The following is an 18111-nucleotide window of genomic DNA, read 5'->3' as shown; positions in this document are numbered from 1 at the left end:
ATGAGATTACATAGAAATTTAGTTTACACTACAATAGATTCTTTGAATGCAATTTTTAACGAAGGTGAATACGCCGATAAAGTTGTCGCAAGAGCTCTAAAAAAGGACAAGCGTTGGGGAAGTTCCGACAGAAAATTTGTTGCCGAAACCATCTACGAAGTTGTTCGTTGGAAACGATTATACTCAGAAATTGCCGAAGTAAAAGAACCTTATAATCGTGAAGATTTATGGCGAATGTTTGCGGTTTGGGCCGTATTACGTGGTTATCCAATTCCAGATTGGAGACAACTTGATGGAACTCCAGAACGCAAAATAAAAGGTAAATTTGATGAATTATCCAAAGTCAGAAAAATGCGTGAATCTATCCCAGATTGGATGGATGAACTTGGCGTAAAAGAACTTGGAGAAGCACTTTGGACCAAAGAAATTGCGGCTCAAAATCAACAAGCAAAAGTAATTTTAAGGGTAAATACTTTAAAAACTACCAAAGAAAAATTACGTGCTTTGCTAATGGATTTAAATATTGAAACCGAATACATAAAAGATAACAACGACGCTTTAGTGCTTACAGAAAGAGCAAATGTCTTTTTAACTGATGCATTCAAGCAAGGTTTTTTTGAAGTTCAAGATGCTTCATCACAATTAGTAGCTCGTTTTCTAGATGTTCAACCCGGAATGAGAGTTGTTGATACTTGCGCTGGCGCAGGTGGAAAAACACTTCATATGGCATCTATAATGGAAAACAAAGGCCAATTAATTGCAATGGATTTATATGAAAGTAAATTAAAGCAATTAAAACTAAGAGCAAAACGTAATGGCGCTTTTAATATAGAATACCGTATAATTGACACTACAAAAGTGATTAAAAAATTACACGAAAAAGCCGATAGAGTTCTAATTGACGCACCATGCAGCGGATTGGGAGTTTTAAAAAGAAACCCCGATGCAAAATGGAAATTGCAACCTGAGTTTATTGATAATATCAAAAAAGTGCAAGCCGAAGTTTTAGAAAATTATTCTAAAATTGTGAAACCTGGAGGAAAATTGGTTTACGCAACTTGTTCGGTCTTACCATCTGAAAATCAGGAACAAATTAAGCGTTTCTTAACAACTGAGATAGGAAAAAGTTTTACCTTTGTCAAAGATACTAAAGTACTTGCATCAGAATCAGGTTATGATGGATTTTACATGGCTTTATTAGAAAGAAAAATATAATGAATATGAAAAAAATTACTACTCTTTTATCACTTTTTATAGTTACTATTTGTTTCGGTCAAATTCCAACTGGATATTACAATACTGCAACTGGAACTGGTTATACTTTAAAAACACAATTAAAAACAAGAATCACAACGGGTCACAATGATCAAGGATATGGTCAACTTTGGACTTTGTACACACAATCGGCCTTTAGAGATAATTATTATGAAAATAATGGATCTTTATTGGACATGTATTCAGAAAATCCTACTGGAACTGATGCTTATGAATATACTTCCACATCAAATCAATGCGGAAATTACAATTCAGAAGGTGATTGTTATAATAGAGAACACTTGGTTCCTCAGTCCTACTTTGATAATTTTCAAGTAGATCCAATGAAGAATGATCCCTTTCACGTAGTTCCGTCTGATGGAAAAGTCAATGGTGATAGAAATAATTTGCCTTTTGGAGATGTCGCTTCAGGAACTTACTTATCATCAAATGGATCAAAAAGAGGTCCAAACACAATAAATTCATTTTCCTCTTTTTCAGGAACTGTTTTTGAACCTATAGATGAATTCAAGGGTGATGTTGCTAGAGCTTACTTCTATTTTGCAACACGTTATGAAGATTTTATGGATAATTTTTATACAACAGCAAATAGCGCAACTTGCCAAGCCAAAAATATGTTTGATGGATCTACAGGTAAAGTTTTTAGTGATGGATTCATTTTATTACTAATCAAATGGCACATTGAAGATCCAGTTTCTGCTAAAGAAATAGCTCAAAACAATGCTATATATTTGTATCAAGGAAATAGAAATCCTTATATCGATCATCCTGAATATGTATGCTCAATTTGGACAACGCAATGCGCGACAGTAAATGCTTTGGCTAACGAAACATTTGCTTCATTAGATAACGTATCTGTTTATCCAAATCCGTCAAACGAAAATAAAATTAATATTCAAAGCTCTGTAGAAATAAAAGATATTCAGTTATTTTCTATCAGCGGACAATTAATTAAAGAAGTTAAAAATCCAGAATTCAGCAACAATTTCTATACATTAGATAATTTACCAAAAGGATTTTATTTCTTACGATTATCCACTGATAATCAATCGACAACTAAAAAAGTTATCATAAACTAATACATTTAAAAGCTCTGTTTCGACGGAGCTTTTTTGTTTAGTATAACATTGTTATTTCTTTAATCCCAAATGTTTTAATTGAATCATCTTCAACAATAATTTGAAGCTTTCCTTCGTCGGTCACTTTCTGAATTATTCCCATAAATTGATTGTGATTTACATCTTCAAATGCAACAGGAATTCCTATTTTAAACATTTTTTGGTGGTATTCTTTCCATAATAATTCCGATTGACCAGAAACAATTAGTGCACAATTTTTACGTATTTGAAATACAATTTTGTTTAATAAATCGTCTAAATCATATTCTTTTTTCATCACAATTGACAATGATGTTGCTTTTGGTAACAGAATAAAGTCCTTCTGATTTACATTTAGGCCAATTCCAACAATCGATTCAATTCTGTTGTCAGATTTAAAGCTATTTTCAATTAAAATTCCAGCCAATTTCTTAGTATCTGACATAATGTCGTTCGGCCATTTTACACTTAATTTCGGAATATTTAAATCTTGTAAAACCTCAATTACAGCTAAAGAAATAGCAACGTTAAGATGGAAAATATCACTAGCATCTTTCAACACATCATTAACCAAAGTACTCATTATTATATTCTTACCTTGCTCAGAATTCCAAATAGAGCCCATTTGTCCCTTACCTTTTGTCTGGCTTTCAGCAACAACCGTTGTAAAGTTTTCTACAACCTCATTGCGTGACATATCTTTCAAAAAGTCATTAGTAGAATCTATGGCATTGAGTTTGATTAACTTCATTGTACTTATTTTTGATAAAACACTATTTAAACTTATGTTAAGCATCAAAAATAATGACAAAAATTGATACCTTTGCAAATTATATAAAAATTTAAATGGCGAAAAATACAGTTAGTACTGATGTTCTATTAACAAACATCATTAAAGGAATAGAAGAAGTAAAAGGAAATGACATTGACATCTTAGACTTAAGAGCAATAGATACAGCCGTTTGTGATTATTTTGTAATCTGCAACGGAACATCAAACACACAAGTAAATGCAATTGTTAACTCGGTTCAAAAATTAGTTTCCAAAGAACTTAAAGACAAACCATGGCATGTTGAAGGTACAGACAACGCAGAATGGGTTTTAATGGATTATGTGAGCATAGTTGTTCACGTTTTTCAAAAAGAAATTCGCGATTACTACAACATCGAAGGACTTTGGGGTGATGCCAAAATTACAACTTTAGAAAACAAATACTAAAAGCACTATAAAATAATGTCAGAAAACAAAAAACCAAACGGTTTCAAATTTAGCCCATGGTGGATTACTGGAGGAATTATTCTAATGTTTATTGTTTTAAACATGATGAACGGTTCTAGTATTCAAGATCCAACAAAAATTACATCCTCTAAATTTGACGAACTTTTAAACAAAGGTCAAATAGAAAAAGTAAATGTTTTCAATAAATCAGATGGTGAAGCGTTCCTAACAGCCGCTGCTTTAAAAGACAAGGCAAACAAAAAGATTTCTAAAGATGTATTTGGAAACCCTAATAAAGGACCGCATTATACATTTGAAATTGCTGATGCTCAAAACTTTGAAAATAAACTTATTAAAGCAAAAAATGAAAATAAGCTAAAAGAATACGATTTCAAAATTCAAGGTGATTGGACCGGAATTTTAATGAATTTTCTTCCGATAATTTTAATCATCGGCGTTTGGATATTCATTATGAGAAGAATGTCTGGCGGTGGCGCTGGCGGTGGCGGAGGTCAAATCTTCAACATCGGAAAATCTAGAGCTAAATTATTCGATGAAAAATCGGAAGTTAAAACTACTTTTAAAGATGTTGCCGGATTAGAAGGTGCAAAAGAAGAAGTACAAGAAATTGTTGAATTCCTTAGAAATCCAGAAAAATATACCGTTCTTGGTGGAAAAATACCAAAAGGTGCATTATTAGTTGGACCTCCAGGAACAGGAAAAACATTATTAGCAAAAGCTGTTGCAGGTGAAGCAAAAGTTCCGTTTTTCTCACTTTCAGGATCTGATTTTGTTGAAATGTTTGTTGGTGTTGGTGCATCTCGTGTTAGAGATTTATTCAAACAAGCAAAAGAAAAATCTCCAGCCATTATCTTCATTGATGAAATTGATGCTGTTGGTCGTGCAAGAGGAAAAAACAATATGTCTGGTGGAAATGACGAACGTGAAAACACTTTAAATCAACTACTTACAGAAATGGATGGTTTTGGTACAAATACACACGTAATTGTTCTTGCTGCAACCAATAGAGCCGATGTTCTTGACAAAGCCTTAATGCGTGCAGGTCGTTTTGATAGACAAATTTATGTTGATTTACCAGACATCAGAGAAAGAAAAGAAATCTTCGAAGTGCATTTAGCTCCGTTAAAAAAAGTTGATGGTTTAGATACTGATTTTCTTGCAAAACAAACTCCAGGTTTTTCCGGTGCTGATATTGCAAACGTTTGTAATGAAGCGGCTTTAATTGCTGCACGTAATAATAAAACTGCGGTTGATAAACAAGATTTCCTTGATGCTGTTGACAGAATTGTAGGCGGATTAGAAAAGAAAAATAAAATTGTAACTCCAGCAGAAAAACGAGCGATTGCAGTTCATGAAGCTGGTCATGCAACAGTAAGTTGGATGCTAGAACACGCTGCGCCACTTATTAAAGTAACAATTGTTCCAAGAGGTCAAAGTCTTGGTGCTGCTTGGTACTTGCCTGAAGAACGCTTAATTGTGCGTCCAGATCAAATGCTTGACGAAATGTGTGCTACAATGGGCGGACGTGCTGCAGAAAAAGTAGTTTTTGACACAATTTCAACTGGTGCATTATCCGACCTAGAAAAAGTTACTAAACAAGCTCGTGCAATGGTTACCATCTATGGTTTGAATGAAAAATTAGGTAATATTACTTATTATGATTCTTCAGGTCAAAGTGAATATAATTTTAGCAAACCTTATTCAGAAGATACAGCAATTACTATCGATAAAGAAATTTCTATTTTAATTGAAGGCCAATACCAAAGAGCTATTCAAATTTTAAGAGATAACCAAGATAAGTTAATGCAACTTGCGGATATTCTAATAGAAAAAGAAGTTATTTTTAAAGACGATTTAGAAACTATTTTTGGAAAAAGACCTTTCGGAAACGACACCGAAGAAACGCTAGAAGTTTTAGCTTAAATAGTTCTTAAAATAAAATATTAAAAATCTTAATTCAAAAAATGCTTTTGAATTAAGATTTTTTTATCTTTGAAGGTTTTCAAGTGATAAAATACCAATTCTATTATACTAATATGAGTCTTTTCAGAAAATTTTTTGGTTCAAGCAATGATGCATCCGATGAAGGAAACCAAAGCGAATATAACACTCCCAAAGCTGTAAATTTACCTGTTGATGAATTATTTACGTTCAATTTTAAAAAAAATGGAGGTAAGTTTATTTATTGCGAAGATCTATCAGAAGTTAAGGAACAATTCGAAAATATACTCGAAGAAAATGATTGGTTTGAAGGTGATGCTTTATGTTATGATACCAAATTATTTAGCTTATTAGAAGAAAATAAATTAAACTTTACTAATCCAAGTCAACCCAATTTTTTCTTGGCTGGTTGCGAAAATTTAATTGCAGACGAAGGTTCTGTCTTATTTTCATCCAATCAAATTAAACAAAAGAAACCAAACGAACTTCCAGATAATATTGTAATTCTTGCCACTACAAGTCAGATTCTTGAATCTAAAAGTGATGGACTTCGTGTGATAAAGAAAAAATACGACAAAGATTACCCAACTAATATTACCACCATAAAATATTTTGAAAAGGTGCAAGATGAAGATTTCTTGACCTACGGAAGTTGTGCTAAAAATCTTTATTTGCTTCTATTAGAAGATTTGTAAACATGAATGAAACTCTAAAACGAGGTATTTCTGGAGCAGTATACATCATTTTATTACTAGCTTCCATCCTATTTTCTAAAGAAAGTTTTTTTATTTTGTTTGGGATTTTCCTAATCATTGCTGTTTATGAATTTTGCGCACTAATTCAAATTAAAAAAGTTTTTCCTATTCTTTTCGCACTTCTTTTTTATCTATCCATTACATTAATAAGTCATTATAGAAAAGAAACTATTACTACATTAAATACCAATTTTAATGGAAGTTATGAAATAAATATAAACACGAACACACTAAATTTAGTGCTTCTAGTAATCACATTAGTTACTTCAATTAAATGTATTTTGTTTTTGTTTTATGATAATGTGCAAAAAATAAGTACTTCATCAAAATACTTGTATTTAATAGGTTACATTATTTTACCTTTTATATTCATTACCAAAATTTCATTCGGAATAAATGATTATAATCCTAAAATTATTATCGGATTATTTATCTTAGTTTGGACAAATGACACTTTTGCTTATTTAGTTGGAAAATCAATTGGTAAAAATAAATTATTCGAACGTATTTCACCTAAAAAAACCATCGAAGGATTTCTTGGAGGCGTTGTTTTTGCAGTTTTTGCAGGGGTTTTAATATCAAAATATTACATTGGAGCAAGTCCAGAATTTAGTCAAAAATCAATATTAATTTGGATCACAATCGCACTTCTTGTTGGGATTATGGGAACTATTGGTGATTTAATTGAATCTAAATTCAAACGAATAGCTGAAGTAAAAGACAGCGGAAAAATAATGCCAGGTCATGGAGGCATCTTAGATCGATTAGATAGTGTTATATTTGTAGCACCATTTGTATTTTTATTTTATCAAATTTTAAATTATGTTTCATAAAGAAGGCGCAAAAATCATCCTAATTTCAACTACATTATTTGTGGTTTTATTACTTTTATCTCCACAGGTAATCACCAACTACTGGATTTTAAAAACATTTCAAGTAGTTTTATTATTGCTTTTAATCACTGTTTTACAATTCTTTAGAAATCCGAAAAGACATTTAGAAGTAAACGATCATACTATTATTGCTCCAGTTGATGGAAAAGTTGTTGTTATCGAAGAAGTATTCGAACCAGAATATTTTAAAGATAAAAGACTGCAAGTTTCTATTTTTATGTCACCAATTAACGTTCACGTAACGCGTTATGCAACAAGCGGAAAAGTAAAATACAGCAAATACCATCCTGGAAAATACCTTGTAGCTTGGCATCCAAAAGCGAGTACAGAAAACGAAAGAACTACTGTTGTAATTGAAAATAGAATTTTTGGTGAAATTATGTACCGACAAATTGCTGGTGCTTTAGCAAAACGAATTGTAAATTACGCCGAAGAAGGAACTCATGTTCGCCAAGGTGAAGATGCCGGATTTATAAAATTTGGTTCTCGTGTTGATCTATATTTTCCTCTTGGAACTACAATCAACGTTCAATTGAATCAAAAAGCTGTGGGAAATAGAACTATAATTGCAGCCAAATAAATGCAAGAAAAAGATTTAGATACTCGATTTGAAGAAGCTGTTGAACATGCCAATGCAATGTCGCAATCAGAATTGCCGCAGGATATTCAACTTCGACTTTATGCTTTGTACAAACAATCTACTATGGGTACAATTGATATAAGGGTTTCTCCAGTTTATGATTTAAGAAATGCATTTAAAATGAATGCGTGGATGCAAATTAGTCATTATTCCATAGAAGAAGCCAAAGAAGCTTACATTACAATGATTACCGATTTAGTTAAGAAAAATAAATAAATTTAAATACAATTATGAAAGTTCTTAATCAAAAAAGCGTTTTGCTAGTATTGACGCTTTCTATAATTATAATAACATCTTCTTGTAGAAAAAAGAAACTAACCGAAGTTGTAGAAGTTCCGTTACCAACTACAGAACAAAAAATGACTATTGGCGATCCAGAAGACGTAAAAGCTTCTGAAGGTGCGTTTAATGTTGTAAAACTTCCTTTTAAATACGATGCTTTTGCTCCAACCATTGACGCAATGACAATGGAAATTCACTACTCAAGACATTACTTGACGTATACCAATAATTTAAATAAAGCGCTAGCTGGAACCGATTTGGCTTCGTTACCAATTGAAGAACTTCACAAAAAGTTAGACATGAGTAATGCCGAACTAAGAAATAATCTTGGCGGATTTTACAACCATTCCTTATATTTTGAAATTTTAACTCCAAAAGGTGAAGGCAAACCAAAAGATTCGTTAGCAACAGCAATTAATAGAGATTTTGGATCTTTTGACACTTTTAAAGCTTTATTTTCTGAGGCTGCCAACAAACAATTTGGTTCAGGTTGGGCTTGGCTTGTTGTTGATAAAGCTGGGAAATTACAAGTTACAAGCACACCAAATCAAGACAATCCTTTAATGCCAAGTCAAACTATTTCTGGCAAACCTATTTTAGCTATTGATGTATGGGAACACGCTTATTATTTAGGCTATCAAAACAAAAGAATGAAATATATTGATGCTTTTTTTGATGTAGTGAACTGGAAAAAAGTAGGCGAAAAATATGATGAAGCTATAAAGAAGTAGTTCACCGCAACTCCTGACAGCAATGGAAATCCTTTACATAAAAAAACCTGTTTCGTGTTGAAACAGGTTTTTTTTATGTAAAGATTGTAATGGATGGCAGGAAAATGGATTACAAAAAATGCCAAAAGCTTAGGTTCTAAAAATACTAATCGTCCTCTTCTTCTGAAGCAACATTTTTAGAATAGTTTCTCCATTTTTCTATAACATCGTGCATATCTTGTGGCAACTCGGTGTCAAATCGCATGTATTCTTTAGTTGTAGGATGAATAAAACCCAGTGTTTTAGCGTGTAAGGCTTGACGCGGTAAGGTTTTAAAACAATTGTCTATAAACTGTTTGTATTTGGTGAACGTGGTTCCTTTTAGAATCAAATTTCCACCATAACGTTCGTCGTTGAATAACGTGTGTCCGATGTGTTTTAAATGTACGCGAATTTGGTGTGTTCTACCTGTTTCTAACTTACAAGAAATTAGTGTAACATAGCCAAAACGCTCTAAAACTTTGTAATGAGTAACGGCTGGTTTACCAATTTCTGGATCGGCAAAAACGGCCATCTGCATTCTGTCTTTTACGTGACGAGCAATGTTTCCTTCAATTCGTCCTTCGTCTTCTTTGACATTTCCCCAAACTAGTGCGATGTATTCTCTTTCGGTGGTTTTATCTTCAAATTGCTTTGCCAAATGCGTCATCGCAATTTCGGTTTTGGCGATTACCAAAAGTCCTGACGTGTCTTTGTCAATTCGATGTACCAATCCTGGACGTTCTGAGCTGTTTAAAGGCAAATTCTCAAAATGATAGGCCAAAGCATTCACCAAAGTTCCGGTGTAATTTCCGTGACCTGGATGCACTACAAAATTGGGTGGTTTGTTAATCAACAATAAAGTATCGTCTTCATAAACAATATCTAGCGGAATATTTTCGGGATCAACTCTATTTTCAAATGGCGGATGTGCCAATAAAATACGAACTACATCAAGCGGTTTCACCTTATAATTGGATTTTACAGGAACATCATTTACATAAATATCGCCGTTAGTTGCCGCATTCTGAATTTTATTTCGGGTTGCATTTGGAATCATTAACATCAAATATTTGTCAATTCTCAAAAGTGCTTGACCTTTGGCAACCTCATATCGGTAATGTTCGTAAAGTTCTTCTTCTGGTTCTAAAACCTCGTTATTATTGTTCATTTGAAATGCTATCTATTTGAATTTCAGTATTTGGAACGGTATCTAATTGACTTTCGTCAAATACTACTTTTCCGTCTCCAAGAACTAAATCTACTTTTGTATTTTTTAATACCTTCTCGCCTGCTTTGATTTTCTTACCGTTAATCCACATTTCAAGAACCATATCTTTTCCTAAATAAGGAACGTATTTTATAGAACCTTCTTGCAAACCAACAGCTTTTAATGTTGGAACCGCTTGACGGTACGTTTTCTCAATTAAATCGGGAACTGAAACCATTTTGAACGTTGACGCATTCAATTTGATATAAATCGTTCTTCCGCCTTTTACTTTGGATCCCGAAGTTGGTTCTTGCTCAACAACAGTTAATTTTGGAAAATCAGATCTATAATCAACAGTATCAATAATTTGATAATCTAAATCTAATTCATCAAGCTTCTCTTCTACTTGCTCTGGATTTAGTTTACTCAAATTGGGAACTGTAATTTCATCGCCATGATTGGTGATAAAAGTAATCCAATGAAAAAACAAATACGCAAGAACTGCCATTATTGCAAGTGCCGCCAAAAGTTGCGCTAAAAAGACACGACTTGTAATATATTTTTTGAAACTCATAAAATTAGTATTTATCGCAAAGATATAAATCCTAAAGGTAATTGGTTTGAAAAAAAATGATAATTTTGTTATTTACTAATCAAAACTAAAATTTATTCTAAATGAAAAATATTGCAATAATTATGGGAGGTTATTCTAGCGAATATAAAATCTCGTTAACTAGTGGAAATGTGGTTTTTAACAATCTAGACACTACAAAATTCACCGGATATTGCATTCATATTTTTAAAGAAAAATGGGTTTATGTTGATGAAAATAAAAACGAATTTGCCATTGATAGAAACGACTTTTCGGTTACAGTTGATGGTAAAAAGATAGTTTTTGATGCAGTTTTCAATGCAATTCACGGAACTCCTGGAGAAGATGGATTGATGCAAGCCTATTTTGAGTTACTAGAAATTCCGCAAACGTCTTGCGAATATTATCAAGCTGCATTGACTTTTAACAAACGTGATTTATTGTCGGTTTTAAAACCTTACGGAATAAAATCGGCTACTTCGTATTATCTAAATTTAGGTGATGAAATCAATCAAGACGAGATTATAAATACCGTTGGATTGCCATGTTTTGTAAAACCAAATAAATCGGGCTCCAGTTTTGGAATTTCTAAAGTAAAAACTCAAGACGAATTGTTGTATGCAATCGCCAATGCTTATAAAGAAGACGATGAGATTATTATTGAAAGTTTTCTTGATGGAACCGAGGTCTCTGTTGGTGTGATCAATTATAAAGGAGAAATCATCGTTTTACCAATTACCGAAATTGTTTCTGAAAATGATTTCTTTGATTATGAAGCCAAATATTTAGGAAAATCACAAGAAATTACTCCAGCAAGAATACCAGAAGATGTAGCAGAAAAAGTTCGAACGGTAGCTAAAAAAGCCTACACTATATTAAAAATGAAAGGATTTTCTAGAAGTGAATTTATCTTGGTAAACGGCGAACCATTTATGCTAGAAATGAATACCATTCCGGGTTTAACAACTGAAAGTTTGATTCCACAACAAGCACGTGAAGCTGGAATATCGCTTCAAGATTTATTTACAAATGCTATTGAATTAGCTTTAAATTAATTCAAATGGTTGAAATACAAACGTTTTTAAAAATCCTTGCTTCAGGAAAATTAAGGAATTCAGAATGTCCAAATTGTAAAAATAAAGAAAATTTAGAGTTTAGAATTTATGGTGGATTAGTTAGAATATTGATGATTCCAATAGCACCAACTAGAAGAATAACTAAAGTTTTTTGTACTAATTGTCAAAAAGAATTCAAATTAAAAGAAGTAAATGATATTGTTAAACAATCAGTTAAATATGAGAAAACAAAAATCTCAATTAAAACACCAATCTGGCAATTTTCAGGCATAATAATTTTACTTTCTATTTTGTCATTCGCAATTTATACTGGAATCGAAATGACTAAATTAGAAAAAAATTATATCAGAAAACCAGAACGAAATGATGTTTACAAAGTTAATATTGATGGAAAACACACAACTTTAAAAGTAAGTAATGTGACAAAAGATAGTGTTACTGTTTTATTAAATAAATATACTTTAGACAATTATAAAGGTATTGATAAAATTAATTTAAATGAAAATTATACATCCGAAAAAACATTTTCAAAAAAAGAATTATTAGAATTATTCAACGAAAATTCTATCTACGAAATACAAAGAAACCAATGAAAAAAGCACTATTCCCAGGTTCGTTTGATCCAATTACAAACGGTCATTACGATATAATTAAAAGAGGTATTTCACTGTTTGACGAAGTAATTGTCGCCATTGGTATCAATGCCGAAAAAAAATACATGTTTTCACTAGAAGACCGAAAACGCTTTATCGAAGAAGCTTTTAAAGATGAACCTAAAGTAAGAGTTGTTACTTATGAAGGACTAACAATTGAATTGTGCAAGAAAGAAAAAGCCGAATTCATTCTTCGTGGATTACGCAATCCAGCCGATTTCGAATTTGAAAAAGCCATCGCACACACCAACAGAAGATTGTCTAAAATTGAAACTGTGTTTTTATTAACTGCTGCAAAAACATCATACATTTCGTCAAGTATTGTTCGTGATGTACTTAGAAATGGTGGTGATTATACTGTTTTAGTTCCAGATTCTGTTAGAATTTAAATGTAGTACTTATTCCAAAATTTATCATTAAATCGCAGCCATGAAAAAAATAAATAGCATTGTATTTCTTTTTCTATTACTTACTTGTAACAGTTTTTGCCAAAATATCACTGGTAAAATAATAGATTCATCTACCGGTGAAATCATTTCATACGCCAATATTGTAATCAACAATAAAGAAAACGTTATTTCGAACGGCGAAGGATATTTCAATTTATCCGAAAGTGATATTGATGATACTACTTCCCTCGCCATTTCTTGCATTGGTTATGTTCTTCAAAAAATAAACGTTCAAGAGCTAAAAGCCATGCAAAATATTGTAAAGTTAACACCAAGTGTAATTGAACTAAACGAAGTTACAATTTCAAATGAAAAGTTAAGTCCGTATGAGATTATGGCGAATGTAAAAGCCAATTTTAAAACTAATTATCCCTATAGTTCAAAACCTAAAAAGGACCTCATTTTCTTTAGAGAAACAAATAATTTTAAACCAAAAATACTCGATGTAGAGATTGATAAATCAACTGGATTTTCTAAAGACGCACTTAAAGCAGCAAACGCTCAAATGTCTTCCTTTACATCTAAATTAAAAACAAATCCTCCAAAACATTTTATCGACTTCATTTGTAATAAATATTCTTACGTAACAAAAAAGGATGATAAAAACCTTTATGTATCCAAAATGGAAGTAATGAAAGCAACTAAATTAAAAGATGCAAGTAATGCAGTTGCCTTAGACGATTTAGAAAAATCAACTACAGATATTGTATTAAAACATCTTGATTCTACAAAATATTACAGAGTAAAAAGTGGTCTTTTTGGCTCTAGAGATACCATCACCTTACGAAAAGATTATAATCAGAAAAAAAGTAAAAGTCCTAAAAATCAATTAACAGCAGCAAAAAGTAAGCTAGATGTTTTTACTTACTCCAATAGTATTTCTAATACTTCTAAATATGATTTTATTCATACTCCAGAAAATTATGAATATAAATATGAAGGCGCTTCTTTTTCTGACCAACAGGAACTTATTTATCAATTGAGTTTCAAACCAAAGAAAAGTAAAGCAAAGTATAAAGGAACACTTTATATTTCTGAATCGGATTTTGCAGTAATTAGAGTAGATTACAAATTGGAAGAAGGCAAAAAACTGAACAGTCTTAATTTAAAATTTATATTAGGAGTAAAATCATCAGAAAACATTAGTAACGGTACTGTTATTTACAAAAAGAATCCTATTGATTATGGATACATTCTTCATTATGTAGCCCACGAATCTGGAAAATACTTTTATATAAACCGACCTTTGAAATTTATTGAATTAACAGATGGTGAAAAAGATGTTTTTGCCCTTGATTTAAAAGTGGAAGGAAATTCATTTGAAAAACAAGAGTATCTAAATATCAATCGTTCTGAAAGCAACGGATTGGTCATAGAAAATATAAAAGAAAAAGATTTTAATTATTTGCAAATCAAGAAATATGATCCAAAAATATGGAAAGATTACAGCGCAATTGAACCAACTGAAGAAATGAAACAATTCAAATCAATAGATTAATCTTCTTTCTTAACCACTTTCCTAGCCACTTCAATCTTAAACTTTTTACCTTTCATTTTTTCGTCGCGAATGTTTCCTAAAAGTTCTTTTACTTTTTTAGATTTTACTGCCGCGAACGAGATGAAATCTTTGACTTCAATTAATCCTAAATCACCTTTTTCTAGTTTTCCTTTTTGAGAAAAGAAACCTACGATGTCAATTTTATTTAGTTTATTTTTCTTTCCTCCGCTGATGTAGATGGTTTGAAATTGCGGCGGTTTCGGTAATGTTGTTGCATTTTCGACATTCAAAACTGCCATTCCATAATCTAAATACTCCATTTTTTTCTCACTTTCGTGAGCAACTATGTAGGCCGTTCCTGAGGCTAACATTCGAGCAGTACGACCGTTTCTATGGGTAAATTCGTCTTCTTTTAATGGCAAATGATAATGAATTACGTGCTTCATTTCGGGAATGTCCAATCCACGTGCGGCTAAATCGGTTGTGATTAAATAACTTACACTTCCATTTCTAAACTGAATTAACGCACGTTCTCGCTCGTCTTGATCCATTCCGCCGTGATAATATGTGGCATAAATTCCTTTTTCGTTGAGCGTATCACTGATTCGTTCGGCTGCATCACGATGGTTGCAAAAGATAATTGCAGCTTCCGATTTTAACGAACAAATTAAATTGAAAAGCGAATTGATTTTATCTTTTTCCTTAGAGACAACCATCTTCAATTCCAAATTAGTACTCTCTTCTTCTGTCGGAATAAAATCTAAAACTGTCGGATTTACAACTCGTGTATATTTTGGAATTTCAATATCTGAAGTTGCCGAAACCAAAACGCGTTTGTTCAATTTAGACAATCTCGAAATAATAAAACTCATTTGCTCATGGAAACCCAATTGCAATGATTTATCAAATTCATCTAAAATTAAAGTCTCAATGGTATCCAATTTAAAAGTCTCTCTATCAATATGATCGGCTATTCTACCTGAAGTTCCAATTAAAACGGCTGGCGGATTTGATAAATTCTTAATCTCGGTATCTATTGAGTGTCCACCATAACAAACATTTACTTTGAAATCGGTTCCCATTTTCTTCCAAACTTGTTCAATTTGCAAACCTAATTCACGTGATGGAACTAAAATTAAACATTGAACCGTATTGATTTCAGGTTGCAGCATTTTAAAAATTGGTAACAAAAAAGCAAGCGTTTTTCCAGAACCTGTTGGCGAAAGCAATAAAACATTGGCATCATTCAAAATAGCGTCTTGTGCCATTTCTTGCATTTCATTTAAGCTTTCAATACCTAAATTTAAAAGTAAATTGTTGGAATGTGGATTTTTATTCATTTTGCAAAGGTAGTTTTTTGGATTACGAATTACGAATTTTGAATTACGAATCTGATAATTATCTTTACATTTGAATTTTATTAAAACAAAACCATGCGATTTCTACTATTCACTTTATTGTTTTCGACTTTAATGTTTTCTCAAAAACCAGTTTCATTACAAACTCCATTCGAAAAAGGAAACGGAAACCAATCGACAACTTATGACGAGTGCATTCGCTATTATCAGGATTTGGATGCCAATTATAGTACGATTCAAATGATTGAAAAAGGAAAAACCGATAGTGGTAAACCTTTGCATATTGTTATCTTTTCTGAAAATAAAAACTTTGATGTCAATCAAAATAAAGCCATCGTTTTAGTAAATAACGGAATTCATCCAGGTGAACCTGACGGAATTGATGCTTCGATGATGCTGATGCGAGATTTAGCAACTGCCAAAATTAAAGTTCCAAAAAACACTATGGTAGTTGTAATTCCGGTGTATAATATTGATGGAATGCTGAATAGAAACACTTCGTCAAGAGCCAATCAAAATGGTCCGGAAGAATATGGTTTTAGAGGAAACGCTCGTAATTTTGACTTAAATCGTGATTTTATAAAATCGGATACTAAAAATTCTAGGAGTTTTCAAGAGTTGTATAGAAGTATAAATCCCGATGTTTTCCTAGACAATCACGTTTCTAATGGTGCTGATTATCAATATACTTTTACTTGTATTGCAACGCAGCATGAACGCCTTGGAACCACTTTGGGAAATTATTTCATTAACGAATTTTATCCCGGTATTGTACAAAGTATGAATCAAAAAAAGATTGATGTTGTGCCGTATGTAAACGTTCACAGCACTACGCCAGACAAAGGTTTCGAACAATTTACCGATACGCCAAGATACGCAACTGGTTATACAACCTTGTTCAATACTTTGGGATTTGTACCCGAAACACACATGCTAAAATCGTTCAAAGAGCGCGTGAAAGTTACTTACGAATTTATGGTAAGCGTTATTAACTACACCGATGCGAATTGGCAGAAAATAAAGGACATCAGAAGCGAAAGTTACAATGAATATAAAGCTGGAACCAACTATCCTATTGATTGGACGATTGATTCTACGAAAGTTTCTTACATTGATTTCAAAGGATTTGAAGGAAAGAACAAACCAAGTGACATTTCCGGAAAAGACCGATTATTCTATGACCGAAGCAAACCATTTACTAAAAAGATTCCGTTTTATGGAAATTATAAACCTTCTAAATTTGTTTCTGTTCCCAAGTCGTATGCAATTCCGCAATCGCAATGGCAAGTCATTGATTTGTTGAAATTAAATAAGATAGATTATACTCAATTAAAAAACGATACCATAATTGAAGTCGAATCGTATAAAATTGATAGTTATCAAACGTCAAAATCGCCTTATGAAGGACATTACGGACATTACAACACCAAAGTTTCTAAGAAAACAGAAAAGCTAAAATTCGTTGCAGGCGACTACGTGTTTTCTACAAAACAACCAGCGGCAAAATATTTGTTGGAAACCTTAGAACCAGAAGCGGTTGACTCTTATTTTAACTGGAATTTCTTTGATGCTATATTACAGCAAAAAGAGTATTTCTCAGCTTATGTTTTTGAAGATGTTGCTAAAGAATTATTGGATATTAATCCTATCTTAAAAGCCGAATTTGATGCTAAAAAACAATCCGATAAAGCATTTTCTGATAGCGGTTCGGCACAACTGGACTGGATTTACAGACATTCTGATTATTACGAAAAGTCGCATTTACAATATCCAGTTTATAGAATTGTAAAATAACTATTTCAATATCTTCTCTTCTTCAAATAACAATTTGATATTTTCATAGGAATTATTCAAAGCTTGTTTTATTTCCGATGGATTTAACCACGCTACTTTTTCGATGCCTTCATTTTCTTGCGGAATTGGAGTTCCTTCAAAATCGGTTGTCATTTCAAACCAGTGTGTGATTTTAAGTCGGTATTTTCCGTTGCGTTTAAATACGTGGTAGGTTTTTTGTAGTTTTCTTGAAATTTTAAGTCCAGTTACACCTGTTTCTTCTTCTACTTCACGTAAAGAAGTGTCTTCTATTTCTTCACCTTTTTCGGTTCCGCCTTTCGGCAAATCCCATTTTCCGTTTCTGAAAATGAATAAAACGTCGCCGTTTTTGTTGTACACCAATCCGCCGCCAGCTTTTTTAACTGGTATTTTTTCTTTCACCTTTTTGAGAATCTCCTTTTCATCGGGATAATACAAATACGCTTTAGAAATTTTATTATTGAACATTTTAATAATAAGTTGCTCAATATCAACACTTTCAAGCAAAAACAACTGAAAGTCGGTTTCCTTGGCGACTTCATTTGTCAAAAAAAGTGGTTTGTCGTTCACAAAAACTTTATACATTTGTACT

19 protein-coding genes are annotated in these 18111 nt (G+C 32.2%); 14 read left to right on the top strand and 5 right to left on the bottom strand.

The window, feature by feature from the left end; genetic code table 11:
* Positions 1 to 1215: an RsmB/NOP family class I SAM-dependent RNA methyltransferase gene (locus LG45_RS10595; RefSeq protein ID WP_035126990.1), complete on the top strand. Its 1215-nt coding sequence runs from the start codon at positions 1 to 3 to the stop codon at positions 1213 to 1215.
* A gap of 5 nt (positions 1216 to 1220) precedes the next feature.
* Positions 1221 to 2354: an endonuclease gene (locus LG45_RS10590; RefSeq protein ID WP_035127484.1), complete on the top strand. Its 1134-nt coding sequence runs from the start codon at positions 1221 to 1223 to the stop codon at positions 2352 to 2354.
* Between the two features lie 37 nt (positions 2355 to 2391).
* Here the strand turns inward: LG45_RS10590 and LG45_RS10585 are convergent, their stop codons facing one another.
* Positions 2392 to 3123: a biotin--[acetyl-CoA-carboxylase] ligase gene (locus tag LG45_RS10585; RefSeq protein WP_035127483.1), complete on the bottom strand. Its 732-nt coding sequence runs from the start codon at positions 3121 to 3123 to the stop codon at positions 2392 to 2394.
* A 95-nt stretch (positions 3124 to 3218) separates the two neighbouring features.
* Between LG45_RS10585 and rsfS the strand changes: the two genes are divergently transcribed.
* From rsfS to LG45_RS10550, 7 genes are all read left to right on the top strand, one after another.
* Positions 3219 to 3590: a ribosome silencing factor gene (rsfS, locus tag LG45_RS10580; RefSeq protein ID WP_035126988.1), complete on the top strand. Its 372-nt coding sequence runs from the start codon at positions 3219 to 3221 to the stop codon at positions 3588 to 3590.
* Positions 3591 to 3605: 15 nt separating this feature from the next.
* The gene (gene ftsH, locus LG45_RS10575) at positions 3606 to 5534 is read left to right on the top strand and encodes an ATP-dependent zinc metalloprotease FtsH (RefSeq protein ID WP_035126986.1); all 1929 of its coding nucleotides are present in this window, start codon (positions 3606 to 3608) and stop codon (positions 5532 to 5534) included.
* Between the two features lie 113 nt (positions 5535 to 5647).
* The gene (locus LG45_RS10570) at positions 5648 to 6247 is read left to right on the top strand and encodes an LUD domain-containing protein (protein WP_035126984.1); all 600 of its coding nucleotides are present in this window, start codon (positions 5648 to 5650) and stop codon (positions 6245 to 6247) included.
* Between the two features lie 2 nt (positions 6248 to 6249).
* Positions 6250 to 7140 (top strand): phosphatidate cytidylyltransferase, encoded by an 891-nt coding sequence (locus tag LG45_RS10565; RefSeq protein WP_035126982.1) that lies wholly within the window; start codon positions 6250 to 6252, stop codon positions 7138 to 7140.
* Entirely contained in the window at positions 7130 to 7780 is a 651-nt protein-coding gene (locus LG45_RS10560; RefSeq protein ID WP_035126980.1) for a phosphatidylserine decarboxylase family protein, read from the top strand. Before LG45_RS10565 ends, LG45_RS10560 begins: the two co-directional genes overlap by 11 nt.
* Positions 7781 to 8056, top strand: a complete 276-nt coding sequence (locus tag LG45_RS10555; RefSeq protein ID WP_035126978.1) for an acyl-CoA-binding protein — start codon at positions 7781 to 7783, stop codon at positions 8054 to 8056.
* A 14-nt stretch (positions 8057 to 8070) separates the two neighbouring features.
* Complete coding sequence (locus LG45_RS10550; RefSeq protein WP_035126976.1) at positions 8071 to 8853, top strand: superoxide dismutase; 783 nt, start codon at positions 8071 to 8073, stop codon at positions 8851 to 8853.
* Between the two features lie 145 nt (positions 8854 to 8998).
* On the opposite strand, the gene LG45_RS10545 is transcribed toward LG45_RS10550, so the two are convergent.
* Both LG45_RS10545 and LG45_RS10540 read right to left on the bottom strand, forming a co-directional pair.
* Positions 8999 to 10042 carry an RluA family pseudouridine synthase gene (locus LG45_RS10545; RefSeq protein ID WP_035126974.1) on the bottom strand — a complete coding sequence of 348 codons (1044 nt, stop codon included), beginning with the start codon at positions 10040 to 10042 and terminating at the stop codon, positions 8999 to 9001.
* Entirely contained in the window at positions 10032 to 10655 is a 624-nt protein-coding gene (locus tag LG45_RS10540) for a PASTA domain-containing protein (RefSeq protein ID WP_035126972.1), read from the bottom strand. Before LG45_RS10540 ends, LG45_RS10545 begins: the two co-directional genes overlap by 11 nt.
* A gap of 101 nt (positions 10656 to 10756) precedes the next feature.
* On the opposite strand from LG45_RS10540, the gene LG45_RS10535 reads away from it, so the two are divergent.
* The 4 genes from LG45_RS10535 to LG45_RS10520 are packed head-to-tail and all read left to right on the top strand — an operon-like array spanning position 10757 to position 14349.
* Positions 10757 to 11728, top strand: coding sequence for a D-alanine--D-alanine ligase (locus LG45_RS10535; RefSeq protein ID WP_035126970.1), 972 nt, complete (start codon positions 10757 to 10759; stop codon positions 11726 to 11728).
* Positions 11729 to 11733: 5 nt separating this feature from the next.
* A complete protein-coding gene (locus LG45_RS10530) occupies positions 11734 to 12342 on the top strand; it encodes a hypothetical protein (RefSeq protein ID WP_035126968.1) in 609 nt (202 codons plus the stop codon).
* Entirely contained in the window at positions 12339 to 12791 is a 453-nt protein-coding gene (coaD, locus tag LG45_RS10525; protein WP_035126966.1) for a pantetheine-phosphate adenylyltransferase, read from the top strand. Before LG45_RS10530 ends, coaD begins: the two co-directional genes overlap by 4 nt.
* Before the next feature lie 40 nt (positions 12792 to 12831).
* Positions 12832 to 14349, top strand: coding sequence for a carboxypeptidase-like regulatory domain-containing protein (locus tag LG45_RS10520; RefSeq protein WP_035126964.1), 1518 nt, complete (start codon positions 12832 to 12834; stop codon positions 14347 to 14349).
* Here the strand turns inward: LG45_RS10520 and LG45_RS10515 are convergent.
* Complete coding sequence (locus tag LG45_RS10515) at positions 14346 to 15689, bottom strand: DEAD/DEAH box helicase (protein ID WP_035126962.1); 1344 nt, start codon at positions 15687 to 15689, stop codon at positions 14346 to 14348. The genes LG45_RS10520 and LG45_RS10515 overlap by 4 nt on opposite strands.
* Before the next feature lie 93 nt (positions 15690 to 15782).
* Here LG45_RS10515 and LG45_RS10510 point away from each other — a divergent pair, with 93 nt between their 5' ends.
* Positions 15783 to 17501: a M14 family zinc carboxypeptidase gene (locus LG45_RS10510; RefSeq protein WP_035126960.1), complete on the top strand. Its 1719-nt coding sequence runs from the start codon at positions 15783 to 15785 to the stop codon at positions 17499 to 17501.
* On the opposite strand, the gene LG45_RS10505 is transcribed toward LG45_RS10510, so the two are convergent.
* Positions 17502 to 18104 (bottom strand): NUDIX hydrolase, encoded by a 603-nt coding sequence (locus tag LG45_RS10505; RefSeq protein WP_035126959.1) that lies wholly within the window; start codon positions 18102 to 18104, stop codon positions 17502 to 17504.
* Positions 18105 to 18111 lie beyond the last annotated feature (7 nt).

The organism is Flavobacterium aquatile LMG 4008 = ATCC 11947 (assembly GCF_000757385.1).
Classification (GTDB): domain Bacteria; phylum Bacteroidota; class Bacteroidia; order Flavobacteriales; family Flavobacteriaceae; genus Flavobacterium; species Flavobacterium aquatile.
The sequence above is the reverse complement of the archived record's forward strand: the minus strand, read 5'-3'. Positions and strand labels throughout refer to the sequence as shown.